Annotated in this window: 24 protein-coding genes; 15 read left to right on the plus strand and 9 right to left on the minus strand. The window is 71.4% G+C overall.

Features of this window, described 5'->3' with window-relative positions:
• Window positions 1-13 precede the first annotated feature (13 nt).
• The gene (locus tag ASF39_RS02305) at window positions 14-724 is read right to left on the minus strand and encodes a phosphatidylserine decarboxylase (protein ID WP_055879829.1); all 711 of its coding nucleotides are present in this window, start codon (window positions 722-724) and stop codon (window positions 14-16) included.
• 239 nt (window positions 725-963) lie between these two features.
• On the opposite strand from ASF39_RS02305, the gene ASF39_RS02310 reads away from it, so the two are divergent.
• Both ASF39_RS02310 and ASF39_RS02315 read left to right on the plus strand, forming a co-directional pair.
• Entirely contained in the window at window positions 964-1245 is a 282-nt protein-coding gene (locus tag ASF39_RS02310; RefSeq protein WP_056280775.1) for a type II toxin-antitoxin system RelE/ParE family toxin, read from the plus strand.
• 30 nt (window positions 1246-1275) lie between these two features.
• A complete protein-coding gene (locus tag ASF39_RS02315; RefSeq protein WP_056280776.1) occupies window positions 1276-1599 on the plus strand; it encodes a HigA family addiction module antitoxin in 324 nt (107 codons plus the stop codon).
• A gap of 13 nt (window positions 1600-1612) precedes the next feature.
• Here the strand turns inward: ASF39_RS02315 and ASF39_RS02320 are convergent, their stop codons facing one another.
• Complete coding sequence (locus ASF39_RS02320) at window positions 1613-3544, minus strand: ABC transporter ATP-binding protein/permease (RefSeq protein ID WP_082494294.1); 1932 nt, start codon at window positions 3542-3544, stop codon at window positions 1613-1615.
• Between the two features lie 147 nt (window positions 3545-3691).
• Window positions 3692-5509: a LysM peptidoglycan-binding domain-containing protein gene (locus ASF39_RS02325; protein WP_056280781.1), complete on the minus strand. Its 1818-nt coding sequence runs from the start codon at window positions 5507-5509 to the stop codon at window positions 3692-3694.
• A gap of 234 nt (window positions 5510-5743) precedes the next feature.
• On the opposite strand from ASF39_RS02325, the gene ASF39_RS02330 reads away from it, so the two are divergent.
• Window positions 5744-6355 (plus strand): TIGR00730 family Rossman fold protein, encoded by a 612-nt coding sequence (locus ASF39_RS02330; protein WP_055879846.1) that lies wholly within the window; start codon window positions 5744-5746, stop codon window positions 6353-6355.
• A gap of 12 nt (window positions 6356-6367) precedes the next feature.
• Here ASF39_RS02330 and ASF39_RS02335 read toward each other — a convergent pair whose 3' ends face one another.
• Both ASF39_RS02335 and cysS read right to left on the minus strand, forming a co-directional pair.
• A complete protein-coding gene (locus ASF39_RS02335) occupies window positions 6368-6985 on the minus strand; it encodes a hypothetical protein (protein WP_056280783.1) in 618 nt (205 codons plus the stop codon).
• Window positions 6982-8364 (minus strand): cysteine--tRNA ligase, encoded by a 1383-nt coding sequence (gene cysS, locus ASF39_RS02340; protein ID WP_055879850.1) that lies wholly within the window; start codon window positions 8362-8364, stop codon window positions 6982-6984. Before cysS ends, ASF39_RS02335 begins: the two co-directional genes overlap by 4 nt.
• A 378-nt stretch (window positions 8365-8742) precedes the next feature.
• On the opposite strand from cysS, the gene ASF39_RS02345 reads away from it, so the two are divergent.
• Window positions 8743-9069, plus strand: a complete 327-nt coding sequence (locus ASF39_RS02345) for a hypothetical protein (RefSeq protein ID WP_055879854.1) — start codon at window positions 8743-8745, stop codon at window positions 9067-9069.
• Between the two features lie 18 nt (window positions 9070-9087).
• Here the strand turns inward: ASF39_RS02345 and ASF39_RS02350 are convergent, their stop codons facing one another.
• Window positions 9088-9630, minus strand: a complete 543-nt coding sequence (locus ASF39_RS02350) for a CreA family protein (RefSeq protein WP_055879856.1) — start codon at window positions 9628-9630, stop codon at window positions 9088-9090.
• A gap of 162 nt (window positions 9631-9792) precedes the next feature.
• Between ASF39_RS02350 and ASF39_RS02355 the strand changes: the two genes are divergently transcribed.
• From ASF39_RS02355 to ASF39_RS02370, 4 genes are all read left to right on the plus strand, one after another.
• A complete protein-coding gene (locus ASF39_RS02355) occupies window positions 9793-10821 on the plus strand; it encodes a DUF2865 domain-containing protein (protein ID WP_055879858.1) in 1029 nt (342 codons plus the stop codon).
• Window positions 10822-10929: 108 nt separating this feature from the next.
• Window positions 10930-13179, plus strand: coding sequence for an OmpA family protein (locus ASF39_RS02360; RefSeq protein WP_056280786.1), 2250 nt, complete (start codon window positions 10930-10932; stop codon window positions 13177-13179).
• 455 nt (window positions 13180-13634) lie between these two features.
• Window positions 13635-13817, plus strand: a complete 183-nt coding sequence (locus ASF39_RS02365) for a hypothetical protein (protein WP_156648275.1) — start codon at window positions 13635-13637, stop codon at window positions 13815-13817.
• A gap of 239 nt (window positions 13818-14056) precedes the next feature.
• Window positions 14057-14446 (plus strand): hypothetical protein, encoded by a 390-nt coding sequence (locus tag ASF39_RS02370; RefSeq protein ID WP_056280791.1) that lies wholly within the window; start codon window positions 14057-14059, stop codon window positions 14444-14446.
• A gap of 7 nt (window positions 14447-14453) precedes the next feature.
• On the opposite strand, the gene ASF39_RS02375 is transcribed toward ASF39_RS02370, so the two are convergent.
• On the minus strand, window positions 14454-15932 hold the full coding sequence (locus tag ASF39_RS02375; RefSeq protein WP_056280793.1) for a protein adenylyltransferase SelO: 1479 nt from the start codon (window positions 15930-15932) through the stop codon (window positions 14454-14456).
• 241 nt (window positions 15933-16173) lie between these two features.
• Window positions 16174-16470: a hypothetical protein gene (locus ASF39_RS02380; protein ID WP_244472254.1), complete on the minus strand. Its 297-nt coding sequence runs from the start codon at window positions 16468-16470 to the stop codon at window positions 16174-16176.
• Between the two features lie 204 nt (window positions 16471-16674).
• On the opposite strand from ASF39_RS02380, the gene ASF39_RS02385 reads away from it, so the two are divergent.
• Window positions 16675-17841 (plus strand): YncE family protein, encoded by a 1167-nt coding sequence (locus ASF39_RS02385; protein ID WP_056280796.1) that lies wholly within the window; start codon window positions 16675-16677, stop codon window positions 17839-17841.
• 123 nt (window positions 17842-17964) lie between these two features.
• Here the strand turns inward: ASF39_RS02385 and ASF39_RS02390 are convergent, their stop codons facing one another.
• Complete coding sequence (locus tag ASF39_RS02390; protein WP_055879883.1) at window positions 17965-19359, minus strand: PLP-dependent aminotransferase family protein; 1395 nt, start codon at window positions 19357-19359, stop codon at window positions 17965-17967.
• A 115-nt stretch (window positions 19360-19474) separates the two neighbouring features.
• Between ASF39_RS02390 and ASF39_RS02395 the strand changes: the two genes are divergently transcribed.
• The 6 genes from ASF39_RS02395 (at window position 19475) to ASF39_RS02410 (ending at window position 24284) form a co-directional block, all read left to right on the plus strand.
• On the plus strand, window positions 19475-19762 hold the full coding sequence (locus ASF39_RS02395; RefSeq protein ID WP_056280798.1) for a DUF1127 domain-containing protein: 288 nt from the start codon (window positions 19475-19477) through the stop codon (window positions 19760-19762).
• A gap of 162 nt (window positions 19763-19924) precedes the next feature.
• A complete protein-coding gene (locus tag ASF39_RS20905; RefSeq protein WP_156648277.1) occupies window positions 19925-20254 on the plus strand; it encodes a hypothetical protein in 330 nt (109 codons plus the stop codon).
• Between the two features lie 179 nt (window positions 20255-20433).
• Window positions 20434-20622 carry a hypothetical protein gene (locus ASF39_RS02400; RefSeq protein WP_056280799.1) on the plus strand — a complete coding sequence of 63 codons (189 nt, stop codon included), beginning with the start codon at window positions 20434-20436 and terminating at the stop codon, window positions 20620-20622.
• Between the two features lie 4 nt (window positions 20623-20626).
• A complete protein-coding gene (locus ASF39_RS20910) occupies window positions 20627-20773 on the plus strand; it encodes a hypothetical protein (RefSeq protein ID WP_156387513.1) in 147 nt (48 codons plus the stop codon).
• 183 nt (window positions 20774-20956) lie between these two features.
• Complete coding sequence (locus ASF39_RS02405; protein ID WP_056280801.1) at window positions 20957-22858, plus strand: monovalent cation:proton antiporter-2 (CPA2) family protein; 1902 nt, start codon at window positions 20957-20959, stop codon at window positions 22856-22858.
• Entirely contained in the window at window positions 22851-24284 is a 1434-nt protein-coding gene (locus ASF39_RS02410; RefSeq protein WP_055879897.1) for an MATE family efflux transporter, read from the plus strand. The genes ASF39_RS02405 and ASF39_RS02410 overlap by 8 nt, the downstream gene beginning before the upstream one ends.
• Window positions 24285-24301 lie beyond the last annotated feature (17 nt).

The raw sequence follows: 24301 nt of genomic DNA on the forward strand, positions 1-24301 counted from the left end.
GGCGGGCTCCCTCTCAGATCCGGCGGAAGGCGCGCTCGGGGCCGCCGCTCAGGTCGGCCAGCACCGTCTCGCCGGCCACCGCCTTCTGGCCGAGGCCGACCAGCACCCGGGTGCCGAGCGGCAGGTAGACGTCGACGCGCGAACCGAACCGGATCAGCCCGAAGCGCTCGCCGACCTGCAGGGTCTCGCCGGCCTGGACGAAGCCGACGATGCGCCGGGCGACGAGGCCGGCGATCTGGACGACGCCGATCCGCAGCGGCGTGCCGCGGTGGGTGGTCTCCATCACGAGGCCGTTGCGCTCGTTGTCGTCGCTGGCCTTGTCGAGCTCGGCATTGAGGAAGAGGCCGGGGGTGTAGTGGATCTGCCCGATCCGGCCCGTCATCGGCACCCGGTTCACGTGGCAGTCGAACACGTTCATGAACACCGAGATGCGGGTCATCTCCACCTGCGGCAGGTCGAGCTCCGGGGGCGGCAGCACCGTGGCGATGAGGTTCACCCGCCCGTCTGCCGGCGACACCACGAGGCCGTCGCCGATGGGGGTGATCCGCTCGGGGTCGCGGAAGAAGTAGCAGACCCACAGGGTGAGGATCAGGAAGATCCAGCCCAGGCTCTGCGCGAAGTACCCGCCGATCACGGTGAGCACGATGCCGATCAGGATGAAGGGATACCCCTCCTTGTGGATCGGCACGAGCGTCTTGCGGATCGTCTCGAGGAGGTCGGTCATGGGGCTGTTTCGGTTGTCCGTGTCTGGCGACGGCCCCGCGGCCGCCCCGTGTGCATGGCGCCCCTCTTAAGGCAACGGGCGCGCTCCGTCATACGGTTTCGGGCAGGCATACGGTTTCGGGCAGGCGCCGGACGGCCGTTGGCAAGCGTCGGATCAACGCAGGCGCCCGCCTGCATCCCCGGCGGGGACGATTGACAAGACTGTATCACTTAGTGATACAGTCTACCAAGGGCGATCCGGTGATCAGAAGCCTCAGGGACACGTGGTCGGAGGCGATTTTTCGGGGGCGATGCCCCAGGGGATTTCCGACCGACCTCTTCAAGGTCGCGAGGCGAAAGCTTCAGGCGATCGACGCGGCCGACGTCATCGGCGACCTGCGTTATCCGCCCGGCAACCGTCTGGAATCCCTGAAAGCCGATCGTGTCGGCCAATGGAGCATCAGGATCGACGATCAGTGGCGCGTCTGCTTTCGAGGGGTGCCAACCGGCCCGGAGGATGTCGAGATCGTCGACTATCATTGATCGACCGCCCGGAAGACTGGAGGCTCCGACATGACCCGAGATGTGGTGGAGATCGTCGCCACCCTGCCGCCGATGCATCCCGGCGAGATGCTGCGGGAGGAATACATGGTTCCGCTCGGTCTCAGCGCCGGGACCGTCGCACGGGCCTGTGGCGTCCCGCGCACCCGCATCGAGCGGATCGCGCGGGAGGAGATCGGCGTCAGCGCCGATACGGCGTTGCGCCTCGGTCGCTACCTCGGCACCAGCGCGCAGTTCTGGATCAACCTTCAGGGACGCTACGACCTCCTCAGGGCGCAGGAGTCGGCAGGGTCCGACGTCGAACGGATCGAGCCTCTGAACCGCGACGCCGCCTGACCGGCCCGGATCCTCACTCGGCCGGCTCGGCCACCCGTGCCGCACCCGCCCGCGCGTCCGACGCCTTGTCCTCCTCGGCCCGTTTGAGAATTTCGCGGGCCTCGTCGGCCTCGCGCTGGCGATTCCACATCGCGGCATAGACGCCGCCCTCGTCGAGGAGCACGTCGTGGCTGCCGCGCTCGACGATGACGCCCTTGTCCAGCACCAGAATCTCGTCCGCGTTCACCACCGTCGAGAGGCGGTGGGCGATGACCAGCGTGGTGCGGCCCTTGGAGATCGTGTCCAGCGCGTCCTGGATCTCGCGCTCGGTGAAGCTGTCCAGCGCCGAGGTCGCCTCGTCGAGGACGAGGATCGGCGGGCCCTTCAGGATGGTGCGGGCGATGGCCACCCGCTGCTTTTCGCCGCCCGAGAGCTTGAGGCCGCGCTCGCCCACCGGGGTGTCGTAGCCCTCCGGCAGGCTCGACACGAAGCGGTCGATCTGGGCGAGGCCGGCGGCGGCGCGCACCGCCGCGTCGCTGGCGTCCCATTGGCCGTAGCGGATGTTGTAGCCGATGGTGTCGTTGAACAGCACCGTGTCCTGCGGCACCATGCCGATGACGGCGCGTAGGGAGGCCTGCTGCACGTCCGCGATGTCCTGGCCGTCGATGGTGATCCGGCCCCCTTGCGGCTCGTAGAACCGGAACAGCAGGCGCGAGAGGGTCGACTTGCCCGCCCCCGAGGGGCCGACGATGGCCACCGTGCGCCCGGCCGGCACCGTGAAGCTGACCCCGCGCAGGATCGGCCGGTCCGCATGATAGGCGAAATGCACGTCCTCGAACCGCACCACGCCGGGGCCGGCCTTGAGCGCGGGCGCATTCGGCCGGTCGGCGATCTCGGGGTTGCGGTGCAGGATCTGGAACATGTCGTCGATGTCGATCAGCGCCTGTTTGATCTCGCGGTAGATCATGCCCATGAAGTTGAGCGGCATCGAGAGCTGGATCAGCATGGTGTTGACCAGCACGAAGCCGCCCAGCGTCGTGCGCCCGGCCATGATGTCGCGGGCAGCCAACCACATCACGATCGTCATGCCGATGGTGAAGATCAGCGCCTGGCCGGCGTTGAGGATGGCCAGCGAGACGTAGGTCTGGGTCGAGGCCTTTTCGTACTTCGCCATCGAGCCGTCGTAGCGCTCCGCCTCGCGCCGTTCCGCGCCGAAGTACTTCACGGTCTCGAAGTTGAGCAGCGAATCCACGGCCTTGGTGTTGGCGTCGGTGTCGGAACTGTTCATCCGGCGGCGGATCTCGATGCGCCACTGCGTCGCCTTCCAGGTGAAGCCGAGGTAGGCCGCCACCATCACGAACACGACGGCCGAATAGGTCCAGTCGAACTCGTAGGCGAGGACGCCGATGACGAGGGCGAACTCGACGACGGTCGGCACCAGCGTCAGCACCATCAGGCGCGACAGCTCCTCGATGCCGCCGCGCCCGCGCTCGAGCACGCGCGTCAGCCCGCCGGTCTTGCGCTCGAGGTGGAAGCGCAGGGAGAGGCGGTGCATGTGCTCGAAGGTCTGGAGTGCCAGGCGCCGCACCGCGTTCATGGCGACCTTGGCGAACAGCCCGTCGCGCACCTGCGTCAGCCCGGCCATCAGCACCCGCGACAGGCCGTAGAGGCCGATCATCACCATCGGCAGCGCGAAGATCCCGGTGGGGACCTCGGCCGGCGGCGTGCCGTCCTTGGCGCCGGCGATCGCCACCAGCGCGTCGGTGGCCCATTTGAAGGTGAAGGGCGTCACCATCGTCACGACCTTGGCGACCATCAGCAGGCCGAAGGCGAGGAAGACGCGGCGCTGGAGGTCGGGCCGGCCGTGCGGCCAGAGATAGGGCCAGAGCCGGCGGTAGGTGGCGACGAGGCCGGGGCGCGCGGACGGCGCGGCTCCGGTCGCCGCGGTCGCGGTATCGGGCTTCATGGGGAACGGGTTTTCCAGGAACGGTGAGGAGACCCGCTGCATATAGGCCGCGTGCGAGGCCGCGACAGGCGCCCGCGCGCAACCCCGCCCGGCGCCGTGGGGGGCTCATGGCTCATCCGGCGAGGTCGTCGAGGCCCCCGCCGCCCCTCACCCCCGCCGCTCCTCCGTCCGGACGGCCGCCGCGCCGTCGGTGGGCAGGACGAAGATCTGGCCGGGGTAGATCAGGTCGGGGTTGCGGATCTGGCTCTGGTTGGCGTCGAAGATCACCGTGTAGCGGGTGCCCTTGCCGTAGACCTTGCGGCTGATCTGCCAGAGGTTGTCGCCCCGCGCGATCCTGGCGGTTCCGATCTCGGGGATGAAGACGGTGCGCTCGGGAGCGCCCGGCCGCGCCGTCGGTCCGGGGGCAGGTATCTGGAGAGCGGGTGCCTGGAGGGCCGGACTCTCGGCGCCCGGCTTCTCGGGCGCGGGCATGCGGGAAGGCGCCGTCACGGCGGGAGCCGGCGCGAGGTCGCTGCGCGCCATCGCGCCCGGTCGCTCCGGCGCACCGGGGGCGGGCGTCTCGGCGCGCGGCGGTTCGGCGGGCCGGAACGGCGGCTGCGCGCCCTCCGGGGGCCGGCGCTCGGCGAGCTTGGAATCCGCGAGCTTGGGATGGTTGACCTTGGGATCGGCGACCTTGGGCTCCACCGATTGGGCGGCGGCTCGCCTGGCGTCGGCACCGCCGGCAGCGGGCGCCGCAGCCTCCGGCAGGGCCGGCACGACGGCGACGGTGTCCCGCTCATGGGCCGGGCCTCCACCGCCCATGGGCCTGGACGCCGCCTTGGGAGGCGCAGCCGCCGGTACCGCGAAGGCCACCTCCGAGCGCGCCTTGACCTTGCCGGAGACCGAGTCGACCTCGTCGATCCGCACCCGGTAGGCGCCCGGCAAGACGCCCCGGCCGATCGCGAAGGCGAGACGGCCGTCGGCGCCGGCGCTGCCCGGCGCCACGAGGGTGTCGTTGAGGTAGAGCCGCACGGTGGCGCCGGGCGAGGCCTGCCCGGTCACGTAGAGCCGGCCGCCCTCCTCCGCGTCGACGCTGACGACCTTGACGGGGGCCGCGGCCGGCCGGGGCGCTTCGGGGGTGGACGCCGCCGCCTTCGGGGCCGAGCCGGCCTCCGGACCGGGCGCTCCCTTAGCCGCGGCGGATTTCGCATCGGCGGACTTCGCATCGGCGGACGTCGCTTCGGCGGACTTCGGCGACTTGGCCGGGGATCGACCCGCCTCCTCCGCTACGGGGGCCGGGGCGGCGGGCGCCGGATCGGGCTGCGACAGCACCACCGTCGGCCGGTCCGGCGCGCTCAGGGCGATCAACGGCTTGGCATCGCGGTTGCCTGACACGACGACGGCGACGCTCTCGCGCGAGCGCCGGACCTGCCCGTCGGCGCCGGTGATGCGCAGGGTGATCTCACTGTTTCCGGACGGCAGCGCAGGCGGGACGATGGCGAACTGGCCGGAGGGATCGATGAGCGCACGGGCAATCGGCTCGCCGTCGCGCATCAGCTCGACGGTGGTGTTGGGCGCACCGCGCCCCGCGATCACGGAGTCGCCGTTCGGCTCCACCCGGATGATGTCGAAGGTCGGCGCCCCCGCTTCGGCGGCCGGCAGGGTCTGCGGCTGTGCCGGGATCTGCTCTCCGGCGGGCCGGGGCTTTCCCGGCTGGTCCTTGCCCGCCTCCCCTGAGCGTTGCGGGGCCGGCGACACACCGGACGCCACATCCCCGGGCTTGACGTCCCCAGGCTTGATAGCTCCGGACTTGCCATCGTCGGGGCCGGGCACGGCCGTATCGGGCAGGCGGGCGACGGCGGCCGGTTCGCCCCCGGTCATGCTCTTCCAGACCTGTCCCGATCCGAACAGGGCCAGCACGAGGGCGAATCCGGCGACCAGGCCTCCACCGGCGAGGACGAGGCTCCGCCGCAACTCCGCCGTCATGGCGCTTCACTCCAAACGCGTTCGGAAACCCGGCGGACAGGCCGACGAATCTCGCTCGGCGGCTGTCGACAAACCACCGATGGACGGCGACATAATAGCGAACATGACTGGAACACCAAACCTTTCGGCGGCCGCGAGCCGCCCGGCGCCCCTCCCCTCGGTAGTCTGGCCCCTGGACGGGCGCCCCGCCGGCCTCGGCGGGGGACCGCCGGACCGCCGGGCCGGAGCATGCGCATGACGCCGGTCGAACCGGCTCCGGTGCGGACGGTCTGCGTCTATTGCGGCTCGGGCTTCGGGGGAGACCCCGCCTTCACGCGAGCCGCAGAAGGCCTCGGCCGCGCCCTGGCGCAGGCCGGCATCGGCCTCGTCTACGGCGGCGGCAACGTCGGCCTGATGGGCACGGTGGCGCGCGCGGTGCTGGCGCACGGCGGCCACGTCACCGGCATCATCCCGGACTTCCTGAAGTCGCGCGAGCGCATGCTCGACGAGATCCAGGAGACCATCGTCGTGTCCGACATGCACACCCGCAAGCGCCTGATGTTCGAGCGCTCGGATGCCTTCGTCGCCTTGCCCGGCGGGATCGGCACCCTCGAGGAACTCGTCGAGCAGATGACCTGGGCCCAGCTCGGCCGCCACGAGAAGCCCATCGTCCTGGTCTCGGTGGCCGACTTCTGGCGGCCGCTCCTCGTCCTCCTCGACCACATGCGCGAGCAGGGCTTCATCCGCGAGGGCCTCGACCTCAACTACCTCGTCGCCGAGGATGCCGAGGCGGCGGTGGCGATGCTGCGCGAGGCGCGGCCCGCGATCTCGCCGGAAGCCGAGACGGCGATCGCCCGGCGGTTCTGATCGGGCGGGCCGCTATCGCTGCGGCGGCAGCGGCCGGGGCAGCATCCGCAGGTCGACCGGCTGGGTCGGATCGATCTCCGCCATCAACGCGGGCTTCAGGTCGTAGCGGTCGGCGATGGATTCCAACGCGAGGACCGCGTCCTGGTTGATGCCCCACCGCGTCGCCGTGGCCACGAAAGCGCGCGTGGTCATGAGCGTCACGGGGAAATCGACATCGAGGAACAGGGTCGCGACCTTGCGGTCCTCGTAGAGGACCACCGCCGAGGCGGCGTCTTCGGGATGCCAGTGGCCGACGAACTCGCGCAAGGCCTGCTCGCCCGAGTCGCGCAACGCGCTCTTGAGCAGGGTCTCGTCCTGTGGCGTCCGGCTCCGGGCGCGCAGCGAAGCCACGCCGATGCCGACCACGGTCTCGACGCGAAGGGCGGCGTCTCCCAGACCGGCGATCCAGGCGGCGATGTCGGCCGCGAACGGTCTGGTCAAATCGCCGACCACCTCGTCCTCGACCCGGTCCACCAGCACGATGCGCCGGTTGAGACCGCGCACGGTGTCGAGGATGCCGGCAGCCGCCAGCCGGATCAGTGGCCCCGCATCGGCGACGATGATCGGTTGGCGATCGGACGGGGCGATCATGTGACCGGCGTCCAGGTGGTGGCGCCGTCCTTGTTGTCCTTGATCGCGACGCCGAGGCCGAGGAGGAGGTCGCGCAGCCGGTCCGATTCCGCCCAGTCCCTGGCCGCCCGTGCCGCTTTGCGTTCCGCGATCAGCCCCTCGACCCGCTCGACGTCGATGCCCGCCGCGAGGATGGCGCCGGCCTCGCGCTGCGAGCGCGTCGCGGCCAGAAGGCCGAACAGGCCGGCCCCCGCCTTGAGGGCGGCCGGGTCGGTGAGGCGGTGGAGTTCGGCGAGCGCCGCGGCCGTGTTGAGGTCGTCCAGCAGCGGTTCCAGCACGGCCGCCGGCACGTCCGGCGCAGGCGCGGCGTCGCCCACGACGCCGTACCAGCGGTCCAGCATCCGGCCCGCCTCCTCCAGCCCGCGAAGGGTCCAGTCGATCGGCTGGCGGTAGTGGGTCTTGAGCATGGCCAGGCGCACCACCTCGCCGGGCCAGTCGTCCAGCACGGCGCGCAGGGTGACGAAGTTGCCGAGCGACTTCGACATCTTCTCCCCCTCGACCTGGAGGAAGCCGTTGTGGAGCCAGACGTTGGCCATCACGTCGGTGGAAAAGCAGCAGCGGGACTGGGCGACCTCGTTCTCGTGGTGGGGGAAGATCAGGTCGATGCCGCCGGCGTGGATGTCGAAGGTCTCGCCGAGATGCTTCCACGACATCGCCGAGCATTCGATGTGCCAGCCCGGACGGCCCGGCGCGCCGATCCCGCAGGGCGAGGGCCAGGACGGCTCGCCCGGTTTGGCCGGCTTCCACAGCACGAAATCGAGGGTGGAGCGCTTGTAGGCGGCGACCTCGACGCGGGCCCCCGCCTCCATCTCGTCCAGGGGCCGCCGGGAGAGCGCGCCGTAGTCATGCATCGCCGGCACGTCGAACAGCACGTGGTCGTCGGCGACGTAGGCGTGGCCCGAGGCGACGAGGCGCTCGACGATGGCCACCATCTCGGCGATGTGGTCGGTGGCCCGCGGCTCGACGAAGCGGGGGCGCTGCCCGTCGACGTTCACGTCCTCCGGCATCAGCACGCCGAGCCGGCGCAGGTCGGCGTGGAAGTCGGCCAGGGTGGCGTCGGTGAGGTCGCGGATCGAGATGCCGCGCGCCGCGGCCCGCGCGTTGATCTTGTCGTCGACGTCGGTGACGTTGCGGACGTAGGTGACCTGGCCCGCCCCGTAGCGGTGGCGCAGCAGCCGGAACAGCAGGTCGAAGACGATGATCGGCCGCGCGTTGCCGATGTGGGCCGCGTCGTAGACCGTGGGGCCGCAGGCGTACATCCGCACGTGCGTCGGATCGATCGGCGAAAAGGCCGTCTTCTCGCGGGTCAGCGTGTTGTAGAGCCGCAACATCGGTTCCATGAAAGCGTGTCTCGTCCCTGCTGCATCCCGGCCGGCCCCGTGCCCCCGCACGGCGATGCCCGGGCGGGATCCCCTTGCCCCGACATCGTTTTCCCGTGAGCGGCCGGGCCCGGTCCGGGGACGGCGGCCGCGCCGGGTTTCCCGCGCTGTTGCGGGAAGGCGACGGCATCGGCGCCGCATTCGGGCTACCGCAAAAGGGTGATCACTTCGAGAGGGAAAGCCGGCCCGGAACGAGGGAGGGGATTAAACGAACGGCCGAAAGCCTTTGTTTACCGGCCCGATCGACAGTTTCGACCATCGTCAATCTCCTGCGCCAATCTCTCGCGCCGACCTTCCCCGCACCGCAACCTCACCCCCCGCTTCGATCAAGGTCTCCCCATGCGTCGTCCGGCCGTGTGCCTCAGCGCCTGCCTCGCCCTCGGGCTGTTCTCGACCCTGGCCTTCGCGCAGCAGGCGCCGGCCAAGGCGACCAAGGTGGAGAAGACCTTCCTGATCCCGGCCGCCGAAGGCTACGGCGTCGGCGACTGCCTGTCGTCGGGGAGCGGCGGCTGCGGTCAGGTGGTGGCCGACGCCTGGTGCGAATCGCAGGGGTTCGCCTCGGCGGGCGCGTTCGGCATCGCCGCGCCGGAGGATTACACCGGCGCGATCGAGGCCCCCGTCAAGCCGGCCGAAGCCCCGCCGATCAAGATCAGCTGCCAGGATTGAGGTCTCGCGGGAACGCGCTCAGCTCTTGAAGACGTCGCCGCACTTGGGCGGCGGCTCGGTGCCCCAGGGCATCAGCGGCACCGTCGAGGTGGAGTTCTTGGGCGAGCCCTGCACCACCTTGTCGGAATAGACCATGTAGATCAGCGTGTTGCGCTTGGCGTCACAGCCGCGCACGATCTGCATCGACTTGAAGATCAGCGAGCGGCGCTCGCTGAACACCACCTCGCCCTGCTTGAGCTCGCCCTTGAAGCTCACCGGCCCGACCTGGCGACAGGAGAGCGAGATGTCCGAGACGTCCTCGGCCAGCCCCAGCGTTCCCTTGATGCCCCCCTTCTCGGGCTGGGTGTAGTGGCAGGCGACCCCGGCCACCGCCGGATCGTCGATGCCGTAGACCACGAGCTTGTCGTTGGGGGTGAGCGGGCGCCACACCGTCGACTTGTCGAAGATGCGGTCGGGGTCGTCGGCCGCCGCCGCCGGCCCCGCGGCCGCCGCCAGCGCCATGCCCGACGCGAGCGCGACGGATACCGCCGTCCGCGCTGTGAGACCACGAAGCCACATCATTGGATCTTTCCCCCGTTAGGAACCGGGGCGGATGTGGGAAGGCTGTCGCCGGTTGGCCAGGGCGGATACAAAAGCCTCGCTTCGGCGGCCGGACGAATCGCCGAACCGATCGTTCGTCGATTCGACGGAACCGCCAAGCTCAACCCCCGTTGCTGTCAGGTCATGCCGCTGATCCCCTCCGCGATCCGCCTCCCCGTCCTGCGTCGCATCGGCCGCATGCTGGCCGGCGCCGCCGCCATGCTCGCGGCCACGGCCTTGCCGGCCGCCGCCGACACCTATTCCTGCCAGCGCTACAAGGCGGAGCTCGCAAACCTCAGCGCGGGGGCCGACACCGCCCGCGCGCTCCAGAACGAGATCGGCCGCCTCAACGCCTATTTTCGGACGTTGAACTGCGAGGGCGGCAAGTTCCTGTTCTTCGATACGCGCCCGCCCCAGTGCGGCGCGGTGGAGCAGCGCATCCGCGCCCTCAACGCCGGCTACGGTGGCGACAACGGCGAAGTGACGGCCGCGCGCCGCCGGCAATTGAACGCCGCCGTCGCGAGCGCCTGTGCCGACCAGAACCGGCCCGCCTCCGTCACCGAGGCCTCCCTCGGCGAGGCGCGGGCCCGGGGCGGCAGCCAGGTGATCTGCGTGCGCAGCTGCGACGGCGCCTATTTCCCGATGACCAACCTGCCCGAGGGCCGTAGCGGCGCCGACGAGCTGTGCCAGGCCCTGTGCCCGGGTGCGGAGGCGGCCGCCTATTCGATGCCCCACGGCGACGACGCCCTGCGCCAGGCCGCTACGATCAAGGGCAGCCGCGCCTACGTCTCGCTGGCCAACGCCTTCAAGTTCCAGAAGAGTTTCACCCCGAACTGCTCGTGCAAGGCCGAGGGGCGCACCTGGGCGCAATCCCTGGTCAAGGCCGAGAGCATGATGGTGCGCCACAAGGGCGACATCTTCGTCACCCCGATGCAGGCCGAGGCGATGTCTCGGCCGAAGGTCCGCCTGACCCTCGTCGGCCGGGCCGACAAGACCGCGGCCTCCCTCGCGGCCGATGCGGCCAGCCGCGGTGCCGCGGTGGTGTCGGACGCGGACCCGGCCCAGGCCGGCACCACCGTCCAGCGGACGGCTTCCGCGCCCGCGGAGCCGCCGCCCATCCGCATCATCGCACCCACCATCATCGCGGCCCCGGCCCGGTTCGGGACCCCTTGAACGAGCGGCCTGCGCGGGGTGCCGCGCAGGTTGCATGACACCGCATCATGGAACGATCTCGCGTGCGTCCCGGTTCGAAGGGGACTTCAACGACGCGAGAGTGACTTCATGCGGCCCATCCGCCTCCTCCTTCTGACCGGCACCGTCCTGCCGGCCCTCGTCCTGTCCGATGTCTCCGCCGCCTATGCCGGCGCGCAGGCCGAGCGGACAATGCTGGCGCAGGCGGGTCCGGGAGAAGGGCCGGGTCGGGAGAGGGGCGAGCCCCGCGGCGGACCGCCGGCCGGCGCCGCACCCCGCGCGGCCCCGCCGGCCGAACGCCCCGAACCCCGCGGCGAGCGACCCCAACCCCGTGCGGCCCAGCCGCCGGCCGAGCGGCCCGAGCCTCGTGGCGAGCGCCCCGAGCGCAGGCCCGAGCCGCGCGAGGCTCCGGCACCCCGCCAGGAGGCTCCCGCGAGACCGGACGCTCCCGCGAGACCGGAGGCTCCTGCCAGGCAGGACGCTCCGGCCCGCCGCGAGGCGCCAGCGAAGGAAGCGCCCGCGAGAGAGGCCCCCCCAAGAGAGGCACCGGCAGCTCGGGAGGCACCGGCCCGTCCCGAGGCGCCCAAGCCCGAGCGGGCGAGCCCGCCGCGTCCGGCATCCGAGCCGGCCGGACGTCCCGATGCCGCCCCCGCCCCCCGTGCCGCCCCGCCCGCCGACGCGCCGCGCGGTGGCCAAGGCCGCCCGCAGCAGGAGCGTGGTGGACAGGACCGTCCCGACCAGCCCGCCGGCCGGGCCCCTGGCCAGGAGCGGGGTCAGGAGCGGGGTCAGGAGCCGGGCCGTCGCGCGCCGGACCAGCCGGACGCCACGCGGCCGCGGACGCCCGATACGCCCCCCGCTCGCCCGGCGACTCCTCCGGGCGCGGACGGACAGACGCCGCCGCGTCCGGCGGCCCCGAACGCCGCGCCCGGCGTACCGGGTCGCCCGGTGACGCCGGGCGGTGCGGAGGCGCCTGCGGGCCAGCGGCCCTCGCCCCCCGGTGCCACTCCGGCTCCCAATGCGGCTCCCGGCGTGCCCGGCCGGCCCGTGACTCCGCCGGCCGCCGACGGGCAGGCGCCCCGCCCGGCTCCGAACGCCGCTCCGGGCGTCCCCGGCCGGCCCGTGACCCCGCCGGGCGCCGAGGGCCCGGCCGCCGGGCAACCGCCGCAGGCACCGAACGCGGCGCCCGGCGTGCCGGGTCGTCCCGTGGCACCGCCGGCGGCCGCCCCCGGCGCCGCCGCGCCCGTCGCTCCGGGAACGCCGGCCGGTGCCGTCGTGCCGGGGCAGGCGCCGCAGGGTGGCGTGCGCCCCGATGGCCGGCCCGGCGCCGGGCTGCCCGGTGACCCGGCCGGCCGTGGCGAGGATCGCCGCGAGCGGTTCAACACGCCCGGCCGCCCCGGCTACGTCCAGGGTGGCTTCCGCAGCGACGACGTCGACGTGCGCAGCTACGACGAGGTCCGGCGCGACCGGCGCGAGTACAGCGAGGACGGCCGCACCTTCATCCGCGAGCCGGGCCGGATCATCGTGCGCGACCGCGACCGCACCTTCATCCGCCACGACGAGAACGAGCGTTTCCGCGACCTCGACCGCCGGGGCTTCCGCAGCGAGCGCCGCGGCGAGGACACCGTGACCTATCTCGACCGTCCGGGTGGAGAGCAGATCGTGACCATCGTCGACGACGACGGCCGCCTGCTGCGGCGCTCACGCCGGTTCCGCGACGGCCGCGAGGTCGTGATCATCGACAACGCCATCGGCGGCCCGCCGCGCCCGATCTACGACGACGTCGTGGACCTGCCCCCGCCCGCCCTGCGCATCCCGCGCGAGCGCTACATCGTCGACTACGAGGGCGCCGACGAACGCACCCTCTACGAGACCCTGTCGGCACCGCCGGTGGAGCCGGTGGGGCGGCGCTATACCCTCGACCAGGTCCGCTACAGCCCGCAGCTGCGCGCCCGCATGCGCAGCGTCGACATCGATACGATCACCTTCGAGAGCGGCTCGTTCACGGTGACCCCGGACCAGGCCGCCCGGCTCTCGACCATGGCGGCTGCGATCAACCAGGCGATCCGCGCCAATCCGCAGGAGGTTTTTCTGATCGAGGGCTACACCGACGCGGTGGGGGCGGACGTCGACAACCTGTCGCTGTCCGACCGGCGCGCTCAATCGGTGGCGACGGTGCTGACCCAGTCCTTCCAGGTGCCGCCGGAGAACCTGACGACCCAGGGCTACGGCGAGCAGAACCTCAAGGTGAACACGCAAGGCCCCTCGCGCGAGAACCGCCGGGTGACCGTGCGCCGGATCACGCCGCTGATCCAGCAGCAGGCGGAAACCCCGCCGCGCTGATCGGGCCGGGGTGTCCGCACCGCGAGGACGAGGTGGAGGGGGTCGCCGGGAGGCGGCCCCTTCGCCGTATCGCGGGTTGCGGACCGGCCACCGCGCGCAAGGCTGCATCCCGGGTCTCGACCTCGGGTGACCGGCGTCGCGTGCCGCGCAGATGCTACTGCCCCGTCATCCCGGGGCGGGGCAGCGGCGCCCGGGATCCACCGTCGCTAGCGGCGGCGGCGGCGGGTTCCCGGTTCGCCTGCGGCGTCCCGGAATGACCGGGCGATGGTCATGATCGACGCGGATCGACGCTTCGGCATGGCGTCCGCCTCGGTTCGGAGACTTGAGGATCGATCGCTCACGATTTGGTTGACGTCGACATTATGTTAATGGCGGCCCGATAGAACAACGTCGCGCGAGCGAGCGCAGATCGGAGCCGATCCGTGCCCCACGCCGTGCTTCCCACAGTCGTATCCGTGGCCGGCTTCATCGGCGTCGAGCCGATCGACGGCGGGGATACCATCGCCGTCCGCTTCAAAGCACCGGATGACGGTGAGATCACGATTCTCGTGCCGCAAAAAGCGATCGCGGACCTTCAAACGGCACTGACCGATCGACCCGAACGCGATCGATTCCGGCAGGGCCGCCTCGACCCGTAGGCGCGCCTGGAGGAACATCAGGCTGAGCGACCGGGAATAGGCCTTGCGCGAGCGCCGATCCGAGGATGACGCGGCGCGACGGCCGGATGCGTGAGGGCCCGGTTCGCCGAAGCCACCCGTTCCGACGCCGCCGTCGCACCGGCCCGGACGGCGAAGCGCGGATGGGAGCCGGGGAGTCGGCCCCGATTTCGTCACGCTCGACTGGCAGGCGCGGCGGTGAAACACCGACCGAGGCGACGATGACCACACCCTTCTCGAGCCGCAGGAACACCCTCGGCCTCCTGGCCCTCTCGGGCAGCCTGCTCGTGGGCTTCGTGGCGCTGCCGCAGCCGGCCGTGGCCCGCAACAATACCGCGGTGGGCGTCGGCACCGGGGCGGTGGCCGGGGCGCTCGTGGCCGGGCCGCTGGGCGCCGTGGTCGGGGGCATCGTCGGCGGCGTGGTCGGATCGAATTCCGAAAGCGCCCGTCCACGGCGCAGCCGCAGGGCCCGCGCCGTGCGGCCCCGCCGCCAGCCGGCGGTGGCGCGCATCGCCCCGAGGGCCGCGCCGGCCGCGCGCCCGGTGGCTCAGGCCGAGCCGCGGCCGGCTTCCACGGTACCGACCTCCACCACCTGGACCAATCCGCGCTGACGCTCGCTCAGGTTCCGCAGAAGGTCTGCAGCACCCGCTCCTCCTCGCGCGGCGGCAGCGCGTAGGCTCCCCGGTCGGGCTGGTCCTCGAAGGGGGTGGCCAGCACCTCCAGGAGAGCGGCGAAGGGGGCGTAGTCGTCCCGCGTCACCGCCGCCACGATCACCGCCTCGATCTGGTGGTTGCGCGGAATGAAGGCCGGGTTGACCGCCCGCATGGCGGCGCGGCGGCCCCGGTCCGGCTCGTTCGAAAGCCGGGTGCGCCAGCGGGCGAGCCAGGCGTGGCAGGGGGCGGGGTCGTCGAACAGGGCCGCCAGCGCGTCGTCGGCGCCAGGATCGGCGCCATGGTCGGCGGCACAATCGGCCAAGCGCCGGAAGGTCAGGGTGAAATCGGCGCGGCCGGCCGCCATCGCCTCCATCAGGTCGCGCACGAGCGCCACGTCGTCGGGCTCCTGGGTCCGCAGGCCGACCTTGGCCCGCAGGCCCGCCTGGAACGTCGCCTGGAAGGCCGGCGCGAACCCTTCGAGGATCGCCTGGGCCTCGGCCACCGCCGCATCGACGTCCTCGTTCAGGAGCGGCAGCATCGCCTCGGCCAGCCGGGTCAGGTTCCACTGCGCGATGCGCGGCTGGTTGGCGAAGGCGTAGCGGCCGTGCTCGTCGATGGCGCTGAAGACCGCGCCGGGGTCGTAGGCGTCCATGAAGGCACAGGGGCCGTAGTCGATGGTCTCGCCCGACACCGCCATGTTGTCGGTGTTCATGACGCCGTGGATGAAGCCCACCAGCATCCAGCGGGCGATGAGACCGGCCTGCCGCGCGACGATGCGCGCCAGCAGCGCCGGATAGGGCCGCTCGGTTCCGGAGAGGTCGGGATCGTGGCGGGCGACGACATGGTCGGCCAGCAGGCGCAGGCCCTCGGTGTCGCCGCGGAAGGCGAAATACTGGAAGGTCCCGACCCGGATGTGGCTGGSGGCGACGCGGGCGAGGATGGCGCCGGGCAGGCGGCCCTCGCGGATCACGGTGTCGCCGGTGAGCGTCGCGGCCAGCGCCCGGGTGGTGGGAATCCCCAAGGCCGCCATGGCCTCGCTGACGAGGTATTCGCGCAGGACCGGGCCGAGGGCGGCGCGGCCGTCGCCACGGCGGGAGAACGGGGTCGGGCCGGCTCCCTTCAGCTGGATGTCGCGGCGACCGTCGCGACCGACGACCTCGCCGAGCAGCACGGCGCGACCGTCGCCGAGCTGCGGCACCGGGTTGCCGAACTGGTGGCCGGCATAGGCCATCGCCGCCGGCTCGGCGCCCTCTGGAACGGCGTTGCCGGCCAGCACCGCCACGCCCTCGGGGCTCGACAGCCACGTGGGATCGATACCCAGGGTCTCGGCCAGGGCGGCGTTCGCCTGGATCAGGCGCGGGGCGGCCACGGGGGTCGGAGGGACACGGGCGACGAAGCGCTCGGGCAGGCGGACGTAGCTGTTGTCGAACGCGATCGTCGCCATGGCAGGCTCACCCTCGTCCACGGAACGGCGGCCCTGTCCCAGCAGAACCGCGCCGGGGCAACGGTTTCGGAACGTCGGCGATCGGGGCCGATCTTGCCGGCATGGCCCGTTCCGCGCGACACGGGTCCAGCGACACGGGGAATCCGCGTGTTCACGGGACCGACTCGTCGGCCCCGCCCGTTGTTCCCCGATGGCCGTCCACATGGGGACGCACGGGCGGGCTCGCCAGCCCGCCCGGGCCCTACTCGCAGACCTCGACGCGGCGATAGGTGAACTCGACGTCGTCGAGCCAGACCTTGCGGCGCTCCATGTGGCAGATCGGCTCGCGGCGCGGGGGCCGCACGTAGATCGGCTCGACGTCCTCGACGTAGACCGGCCGCGGGCGGGCATAGACGGGCGGCGGCGGCGCGGCCTGGGCCCCGCTCATCAGGGCGCCGAGGGCGACGCCGCCCAGCACGCCGGCGGCGGCCCCGCCGATGAGGGCGCCGTTGCGGCCGTCCCGAGCCTGCGCTCCGGCAAGGCCGGCACCGAGGATCAGGCCGGCGGTGAGCAGGATCCGGGCTCCATGCCGGACCGATCCGAGGGAGGTCTTGGCGCGCACGTGTCATCTCCGTGAATAATCCCTCATCGTAGATCGCGGGCTCGTTAACAAATCCTGAACCTCCTCCCGGATTGGCCCCTGCCGCCGGGCGTCCTACCTGTCGTGCCGAGGCCGCTCACGGCCGGGGTCGGGAGTATCGGGATGCGCGTCATCGGGGTCTGTCTGGCCGGCCTGGTAGCGGCGATGCCCGTGGCGGCCGCGGAACCGCCGCAGGCCCTCCTGGTGGGCCTCGACGGCAAGACCTTCTTCACGCCCGAGGGCGGTCGCAACGGCCCGAACGGCCAGGATGCGCTCGCCGTCGTCGACGTCTCGGACGAGGCCAACCCGCGCCTGTCCCACGTCATGCCCCTCGACAACTCGGTCTACGGGCCGCCCACCAACCTGCAGATCACCCCCGACGGGCGCCTCGGGCTGGTGGCGAGTTCCGTCCTGATGCGGCGGGAGGGCGAGGCCTGGTATGCCGAGGCCGACGACCGTCTCCACGTCGTCGACCTCGCCGCGACGCCGCCGCGCCTCGTCGAGACGATCAGGGTGGGGCGCCAGCCCTCGGGGCTCGCCATCGCCCGCACCGGCACCCTGGCGCTGGTGGCCAACCGCGAGGGCCGCAGCGTCACGGCGCTGTCGATCTCGGGCACGAGCGTGCGGGTGGTCGCCACCGTGGACGTCGAGGGCGAGGCCGCCGCGGTGGCGATCGCCCCGGACGGACGGCGCGCCTACGTCGCCAAGAACAAGGCCGGCACGATCGGCGTGCTCGCCCTCGACGGCCCGCGCGTCACCTACGAGGCCGGCCTCGACATGCCGGTGGGGGCCAACACCTACGGCCTCGATGTCAGCCCCGACGGCCGCCTCGTCCTGGCCGGCAACACCGGGACGGAGCCGAGCGACGGCCATGCCGACACGGTCAGCGTCATCCGGGCCGACGCCGCCCGGCCGGTGGTGCGCGACCACATCGGCATCGGCGACACGCCCGAGGCCCTGGCGATCGCGCCGGACGGGCGCCGTGCGGCGGTGGCGGTGGTGCGCGGCGCGGCCGCCCCGCACGCCAGCCCCGCCTTCACGGCCACGGGCGCGGTGGCGCTCCTCGGCATCGGCGAGGATGGAGCGGTGCGACGCCTCGGCGAGGCCCCGGCCGGCGCCGTGACCCAGGGCATCGCGTTCTCGCCCTCGGGGGCCTTCGTCTACGTCGGCAACTATGTCGACCGCACGCTGGGGGTCTACCGGATCGAGGGGGACACCATCGTCGAGACCGGCGTCAGGCTGGCGCTGCCGGGACAGCCGGCCTCCCTCCGGGGCCGGGCGGCGCGCTGAAGGAGGCGATCGTCCGCCTCATACTATTTCCAGGTGATCACTTCGTGATGCGGACATGGGCTTCGCTCAGCCGCCGCGCTGGCTTGGTGATACGGCCCCCGCTTGATTCAAGCGGAAACCGAATCACCCGGCCATCGCATCCTGCAGCACCGTGAAGATGCGCGGGTCGGCGCAATGGGAGACGTTGAAGCGCAGGAAGCGCCCCCCCAGCGGCGACAGGCTGAAGGCGGCGCCCGGTGCCAGCACCACGCCGCGGGCGAGCGCCCGGCGGGCGACGTCGCCGGAATCGATCCCCTCCGGCAGCCGCGTCCACAGGAACAGGCCGCCCGAGGGCTGTGTCCACAGGGTCAGGCCGCAGGCCTCCAGCCGCCGGGCGGCCCGCCCCATCTCGCGGGCAAGCTTGTCGCGCACGTCGGCGACGTGGTGGCGGTAGCTGCCGTCGGTGACGAGGCGGTGCATGAGGTCGGCCGAGAGGTGGCCGTTGCCCAGACTCATCGCGAGCTTGAGGTCGATCAGCGGCTCGATCCAGTCCGGCCGCAGGGCAATGTAGCCGCAGCGGATCGAGGCCGAGAGGGTCTTTGAGAAGCTGCCGACCTGGATCACCCGCTCCAGCCCGTCGAAGCCGGCCAGGCGCGGCGAGGGGTCGGCTTCGAGGTCGCCGAAGATGTCGTCCTCGATGATGAGGGTGTCGTGCGCCTCCGCCAGCCGCAGGATGCGGTGCGCCACCGCCGGGCTGAGGCTCGCCCCGGTCGGGTTCTGGAGGGCGGAATTGGTGAGGTAGAACCGCGGGCGATGGGTGGAGAACAGCGTCTCCAGCGCCGCCACGTCCGGCCCCGCCGGGGTGTAGGGCACGCCCACCACCGCGACCCGGTGGGCGCGCAGGAGCGCATGGAAATTGAAGTAGCAGGGATCGTCCACCACCACGGTGTCGCCGGGCTCGATCAGGAACCGGCACAGCAGGTCCACAGCCTGCGTCGCGGAGTCGACGAGCAGGATCTGGTCGGCCTGTGCCTCGACGCCGCGCTCGGCCAGACGCCGGGCGATCTGGGCACGCAGGGGCGCCAGCCCCATCGGCTGGTCGTAGCAGACGAGCGGACGGTCCGGCCCCCGCGCCAGCTGGCGCAGGCCCCGCCGGATCGCCTCCGTCGGCATCCACGACGACGGCAGCCAGCCCGAGCCGGGCTTGAGCAGGTCCGGCCCCGCCTGCATCGACTGCCGGGTGATCCACAGGGGGTCGACCGCCCGGTCGAGCTGCGGCCCCACCGTCTTGAGGCAGAGCGGCCGGGTCTTGCCGGCGACGTAGAAGCCCGAGCCGCGCCGGGCCACGATGACGCCCTCGGCCCCGAGCCGATCGTAGGCCTCGACCACGGTGGATTTCGACACGCCCATGGTCTCGGCGAACGCCCGCACCGAGGGCAGGCGCGCGCCCGGCGCCAGGTGCCGGCCGGCGATGCGCTCGGTGATGGCGGCGGTGACGAGACCGACGCGGGTGGGTTCGGGAGCGGGCTGCGGCTTCATCTGTACTGCCGTTTCGACCGGACAATTCGTCGAAATCGTACTGGACCGTTCCTGTCGCCGCCAGCCCCGCCGGTCCATTCTCCCCTCATCGCAACGCCGATCAGGAGTGCCCGCCATGACGAGGACCCTACCCACCACCCTGGACAGCCCGCGCGGCCCCTCCGCCCTCGCGGCCGCCCGCCACCTCGCGACCCGCGCCGTCGCCCACATCGCCCGGACCCTCTCGCGCCAGGCCATGAACCGACGGGTGCTGCGCCAGCTCTCGGCGATGTCCGAGCGCGAACTGAAGGACATCGGCCTCGTCAGGCAGGACGTCGCGGACGCGTCCTGCGGCGAGGGCGACGCCTCGGTGCTGCTGGTGGCGCGCCGCGACGAACGCCGGTCGGTGCGACGTGCGCGGTGACGAAGCGACTGGCTTTGGACAGGCCTGACACCCTAGGATGCAGGACCGGCGCGGCGGCTACCGAGAGGCCGCATGTAATGGCTCCTGCAAGCCAAGCCTTTAGCAGCCAATGAGGACGGATCGATGGGACACGTTCGGTCCAGACTTAATGATCGCGAGGTCGTGGCATCAGGCTCGATCATCGGTCGTCGCGGCGACCTCATATCAATCTATCCCTTTGTTGAAATTCCTTCCTACTCGATTGTCTTTAGTCACAGAATTGTCAATGATGGAAAAACCAATTCAACCAGCGTCAACCTAATCGGCGATGACACCGTATTGATAGATCTAGAAATCATCTGGCAATCCGTCAATGCCATCACTGTAATTGATACGCTATTTGCGACCGATGATAAGAGTTTATATTTTCTGAGTTATTATATCAATGTTGTTGGCCAGCCCGATAATTATACATTTGTTTTCAACTATACGATATTATCTAGATCGGCTTGATACCAATGCCGCCCATGCACGAATCGACCCTTCGCTTGGTAACGAAGGATGGCGGGCTAGTCTCTACGATACCTCCGGCATCTTCAGAGTTGAAGGGAGGTGCAGGTGAGCCGCCCCAAAACCCTCCCTCCGGCGACTCGTCGGAACGCAAGCTGGCCGCGAAGGGCCACAATGAAGGGGTGAAGCTGTTCGCCAGCGGTGTGAACACACTGGCAGCGGCGGTCCTGACGACGGCGATCGTCGTACCCCTCATCAAGGATCCGATGACGCTCGTCATCGAGTACCACCCGATTTGGTACATCGTCGGGATCGGCCTACATATTGCCGGACAGGTCGCGCTACGTTTCGGGCTGCGAAGTGAGGAGTGAGGCCATGACGGGCGAACTGGTGTTCCTAGCCCTCCTAATGGCCGGCGGCGGTCTTCTGTATGTCTATCTGTCGGGCAAGGCCTTCGATCGGAAGTATCCGCGCCGGAACGAGGGCACCGCGCCTGCGGAACGGCAGACGTCCGGCCATTAGCATTCAAGTCGCGCTCGTTCTTCGGCCCATGGTTTTTGACCGGAACCGCGCGATGCGGTCGGTGCGACGTGCGCGGTGACACGCGCCGGCCCTCCCGGCGGCGATCGCACCGGATGACGGGCGTGGCGGGGCGGTCCGGCCTGCGCTAAGGAGAGCCCGCCCTCCCCTCACCCCGGATACGCGATGGCTGGCGCCGCCGATCATGCGAGCTTCCTGCCGCCGGTCCTGACCTTCCTGTCGGCGGCGGTGATCGGCGTGCCGATCTTCCGCGCCGTGGGGCAGAGCGCGGTGCTCGGCTACCTCGTGGCCGGGGTGGTGATCGGCCCGGCCGGGCTGTCGCTCATCGCCGAACCGGAGACCGCGGCCAGCGTCGCCGAGATCGGGGTGGTGCTGCTCCTGTTCATCGTCGGGCTCGAACTCGAGATCTCGCGGCTCGTCTCGATGCGGCGCGACATCTTCGGCCTGGGCGCGGCGCAGCTGGTGCTGTGCGCGCTGGCGCTCGGGCTGATCGGCGTGGCGATGGGGCTCGCCCCGGCCGCCGCCCTCATCGTCGGCATCGCCCTGGCCCTGTCGGCGACGGCGGTGGCGCTGCAGCTCCTCGAGGAACGCGGCGACCTCGGCACCCCCTACGGCGGGCGCGCCTTCGCGGTGCTCCTGTTCCAGGACATCTCGGTGGTGGCGATCCTGGCGGTGATGCCGCTGATGGCCTCGACCGGGGGCGGTACCGATCCGGGCTGGCTCGGCGAGGCCCTGGTCTCCTTCGCCAAGGTCGGCGGCGCCATCGGTGCGGTGGTGCTGGTGGGGCGCTACGGCCTCAACCCGTTCTTCGGCCTGCTGGCGGCCAGCGGCGCGCGCGAGGTGATGACGGCCTCCGCCCTCCTGGTGGTGCTGGGCACCGCGCTCCTCATGGAGAAGGTCGGGCTCTCGATGGCCATGGGCGCCTTCCTCGCGGGCGTGCTGCTGGCCGAATCGAACTTCCGCCACCAGCTCGAGGCCGACATCGAGCCCTTCCGCGGCATGCTGCTCGGCCTGTTCTTCATGAGCGTCGGCATGTCGATCGACGGCGGTCTCCTCAAGACCGCCTGGGCGCCGCTGTTCGGCGCCACCGTCCTGGCGATCCTGGTCAAGATCGGGATCGTGGCCGGGCTGTTCCGCCTGTTCGGCTCGTCCTGGCTCGATTCGGTGCGCGGCGCCGCGATCCTGGCCCCGGCCGGCGAGTTCGCCTTCGTGGTGCTTCCCGTGGGCGGCGGGCTCAGCCTCATCGACGGCCAGGCGACCCGCTTTGCCGTGGCCCTGGCGGCGCTGACCATGCTCGTCGGCCCGGTCGCGGCCAAGGCCCTCGACGCCGTACTGGCGCGGCGCCCGAGCGAACCCGAGCCGGTGCCCGACACGGTGGAATCCGCCGAGGCGCGGGTGCTGGTGATCGGGTTCGGCCGGTTCGGCCAGATCCTGACCCAGGTGCTGCTGGCCGAGGGCATCAGCGTCACGGTCATCGACAAGGACGTCGACCAGATCCGCAGCGCCTCGCGCTTCGGCTTCCGGATCTACTACGGCGACGGGACGCGCCTCGACGTGCTGCGCGCGGCCGGCATCGGCAAGGCCGAGCTCGTCTGCATCTGCGTCGACGACCCGCAGGCGACCCTCAAGATCGTCGACATCGTGCACGAGGAATTCACGGCGGTGCGGACCTATGTGAGGGCCTATGACCGCACCCAATCGATCGCCCTCATGAACCGCGACGTGGACTTCCACCTGCGCGAGACGGTGGAATCGGCCCTCAGTTTCGGCCGCTCCACCCTCGAAGGGCTCGGGCTCTCGGCCGAGGCCGCCGCCGCCGTGGCCACCGACGTGAGGAAGCGCGACATCGCCCGCCTCGTCCTGCAGCAGGCCGGGGCGCTCCCCGACGCGAGCTGGATGCGCGGCACCTCCGAGGTCAAGCCCGAGCCGCTGACCGCGCCGCGCCGGCCCTCGCGGGCGCTCAACGCCGAGACCCGCGGCATCATCGCCTCGCAGCGCCAGGAGGCGGCCACCCGCACCCTGGACACCGAGGGCGCCCTCAAGGCGGACGGCGCACAGGATGCGTGAGCCCCGCGCCGCGGCCACCGGAACCACCGCCAACGATCCCGGCCGCTTCCTCAGCGGCTCGATCCTGCGCCACGTGGTGGTGATGAGCGCCACCGGCTCGATCGGGCTGATGGCGATCTTCGTGGTCGACCTCCTGTCGCTCCTCTACGTCTCGCAGCTCGGCGACCCGAAGCTGACGGCGGCGGTGGGGTTCGCCACCATCGTCCAGTTCTTCGGCATCGCCATCACCATCGGGCTGATGATCGCGGCCGGGGCCCTGGTCTCGCGGGCGATCGGTCGGGGCGACGGCGCCCGGGCCCGGCGCTTGGCCGCCTCCGCCACCATCCACGGCATCCTCGCCGCCGCCCTCTTCGTGGCGGTGACGCTGCCGCTGATGCGCCCGGCCCTGACCTTCATCGGCGCGGATGCCGACACCCTGCCGGTGGCCGAGCGCTTCCTCTGGATCGTCCTGCCCTCCACCCTCCTGATGGCGCCGGGGATGATGTTCTCCGGCCTTCTGCGGGCGGTGGGGGCGGCGCGCCAGGCCATGTACGTGACGCTCGGCGGCGGCATCGTCACGGCGATCGTCGACCCGATCCTGATCTTCGGCTGCGGCCTCGGGGTCGACGGGGCGGCCATCGCCACCTGCATCGCCCGCGCGACCTTCGCGCTGATCGGGTTCTGGGGGGTGCGCCGCAACGACCTCGTCGCCCGCCCGACCCTGGCCGACGTGGTCGCCGACGCGCCCGAGATGATGCGCATCGCCCTGCCGGCGGTGCTCGCCAACCTCGCGCCCTCGGTGGCCAGCGCCTTCATTGCCCATGCGGTGGCGCAGTTCGGCGCCCTGGCGGTGGCCGGCAACGTGGTGGTCGACCGCCTGACGCCGGTGGCCTTCGGCGGCCTGTTCGCGATGTCGGGGTCGGTGGGGCCGATCCTCGGACAGAACTGGGGGGCGGGCCGGTTCGACCGCATGCGCGAGGTGCTGGCCAGCGGCGCCCTCGTCACGGCAGTCTACACCGGGGTGGTCTGGGCGCTGCTCGTGGTGCTGCGCGAGCCCCTGCGCGCCCTGTTCGAACTCCAGGGGGTGGCGGCCGAGCTGTTCTTGTTCTTCTGCCTCGTCAGCGGCCCGGTCTGGTTCTTCGTCGGGCTCCTGTTCCTGTCGAACGCCGCCTTCAACAACCTCGGCTTCCCGTTCCTCTCCACCGCCCTCAACTGGGGCCGCTCGACCCTGGGGACGATGCCGCCCGCACTTCTCGGCGGCGCCATGTACGGGCCGGCGGGGGTGATCGCCGGGGTCGGCATCGGCTCGGTCGCCTTCGGCATCGCGGCCGTCGCGCTGGCGTGGCGCACCATCGGAACGCTCCAGGCGCGGGCCCGCGCCGCCGTACCGCCGCCGGAGCCACCCGCGTGCGAACCGGTTCGGGTGGAGGAGATGGTGCGCGGGTGACCGCCGGGCCGGCGATT

It is taken from the genome of Methylobacterium sp. Leaf108 (genome assembly GCF_001423265.1).
In the GTDB taxonomy this organism is placed as follows: domain Bacteria; phylum Pseudomonadota; class Alphaproteobacteria; order Rhizobiales; family Beijerinckiaceae; genus Methylobacterium.

What these genes read in the sequence shown, in the direction of transcription:
- ASF39_RS02305 (WP_055879829.1), bottom strand. Translation starts at nt 724, where the DNA reads ATGACCGACCTCCTCGAGACGATCCGCAAGACGCTCGTGCCGATCCAC.
- ASF39_RS02315 (WP_056280776.1), top strand. Translation starts at nt 1,276, where the DNA reads ATGACCCGAGATGTGGTGGAGATCGTCGCCACCCTGCCGCCGATGCAT.
- ASF39_RS02320 (WP_082494294.1), bottom strand. Translation starts at nt 3,544, where the DNA reads ATGAAGCCCGATACCGCGACCGCGGCGACCGGAGCCGCGCCGTCCGCG.
- ASF39_RS02325 (WP_056280781.1), bottom strand. Translation starts at nt 5,509, where the DNA reads ATGACGGCGGAGTTGCGGCGGAGCCTCGTCCTCGCCGGTGGAGGCCTG.
- ASF39_RS02330 (WP_055879846.1), top strand. Translation starts at nt 5,744, where the DNA reads ATGACGCCGGTCGAACCGGCTCCGGTGCGGACGGTCTGCGTCTATTGC.
- ASF39_RS02335 (WP_056280783.1), bottom strand. Translation starts at nt 6,985, where the DNA reads ATGATCGCCCCGTCCGATCGCCAACCGATCATCGTCGCCGATGCGGGG.
- cysS (WP_055879850.1), bottom strand. Translation starts at nt 8,364, where the DNA reads ATGGAACCGATGTTGCGGCTCTACAACACGCTGACCCGCGAGAAGACG.
- ASF39_RS02345 (WP_055879854.1), top strand. Translation starts at nt 8,743, where the DNA reads ATGCGTCGTCCGGCCGTGTGCCTCAGCGCCTGCCTCGCCCTCGGGCTG.
- ASF39_RS02350 (WP_055879856.1), bottom strand. Translation starts at nt 9,630, where the DNA reads ATGATGTGGCTTCGTGGTCTCACAGCGCGGACGGCGGTATCCGTCGCG.
- ASF39_RS02355 (WP_055879858.1), top strand. Translation starts at nt 9,793, where the DNA reads ATGCCGCTGATCCCCTCCGCGATCCGCCTCCCCGTCCTGCGTCGCATC.
- ASF39_RS02360 (WP_056280786.1), top strand. Translation starts at nt 10,930, where the DNA reads ATGCGGCCCATCCGCCTCCTCCTTCTGACCGGCACCGTCCTGCCGGCC.
- ASF39_RS02370 (WP_056280791.1), top strand. Translation starts at nt 14,057, where the DNA reads ATGACCACACCCTTCTCGAGCCGCAGGAACACCCTCGGCCTCCTGGCC.
- ASF39_RS02385 (WP_056280796.1), top strand. Translation starts at nt 16,675, where the DNA reads ATGCGCGTCATCGGGGTCTGTCTGGCCGGCCTGGTAGCGGCGATGCCC.
- ASF39_RS02390 (WP_055879883.1), bottom strand. Translation starts at nt 19,359, where the DNA reads ATGAAGCCGCAGCCCGCTCCCGAACCCACCCGCGTCGGTCTCGTCACC.
- ASF39_RS02395 (WP_056280798.1), top strand. Translation starts at nt 19,475, where the DNA reads ATGACGAGGACCCTACCCACCACCCTGGACAGCCCGCGCGGCCCCTCC.
- ASF39_RS20910 (WP_156387513.1), top strand. Translation starts at nt 20,627, where the DNA reads ATGACGGGCGAACTGGTGTTCCTAGCCCTCCTAATGGCCGGCGGCGGT.
- ASF39_RS02405 (WP_056280801.1), top strand. Translation starts at nt 20,957, where the DNA reads ATGGCTGGCGCCGCCGATCATGCGAGCTTCCTGCCGCCGGTCCTGACC.
- ASF39_RS02410 (WP_055879897.1), top strand. Translation starts at nt 22,851, where the DNA reads ATGCGTGAGCCCCGCGCCGCGGCCACCGGAACCACCGCCAACGATCCC.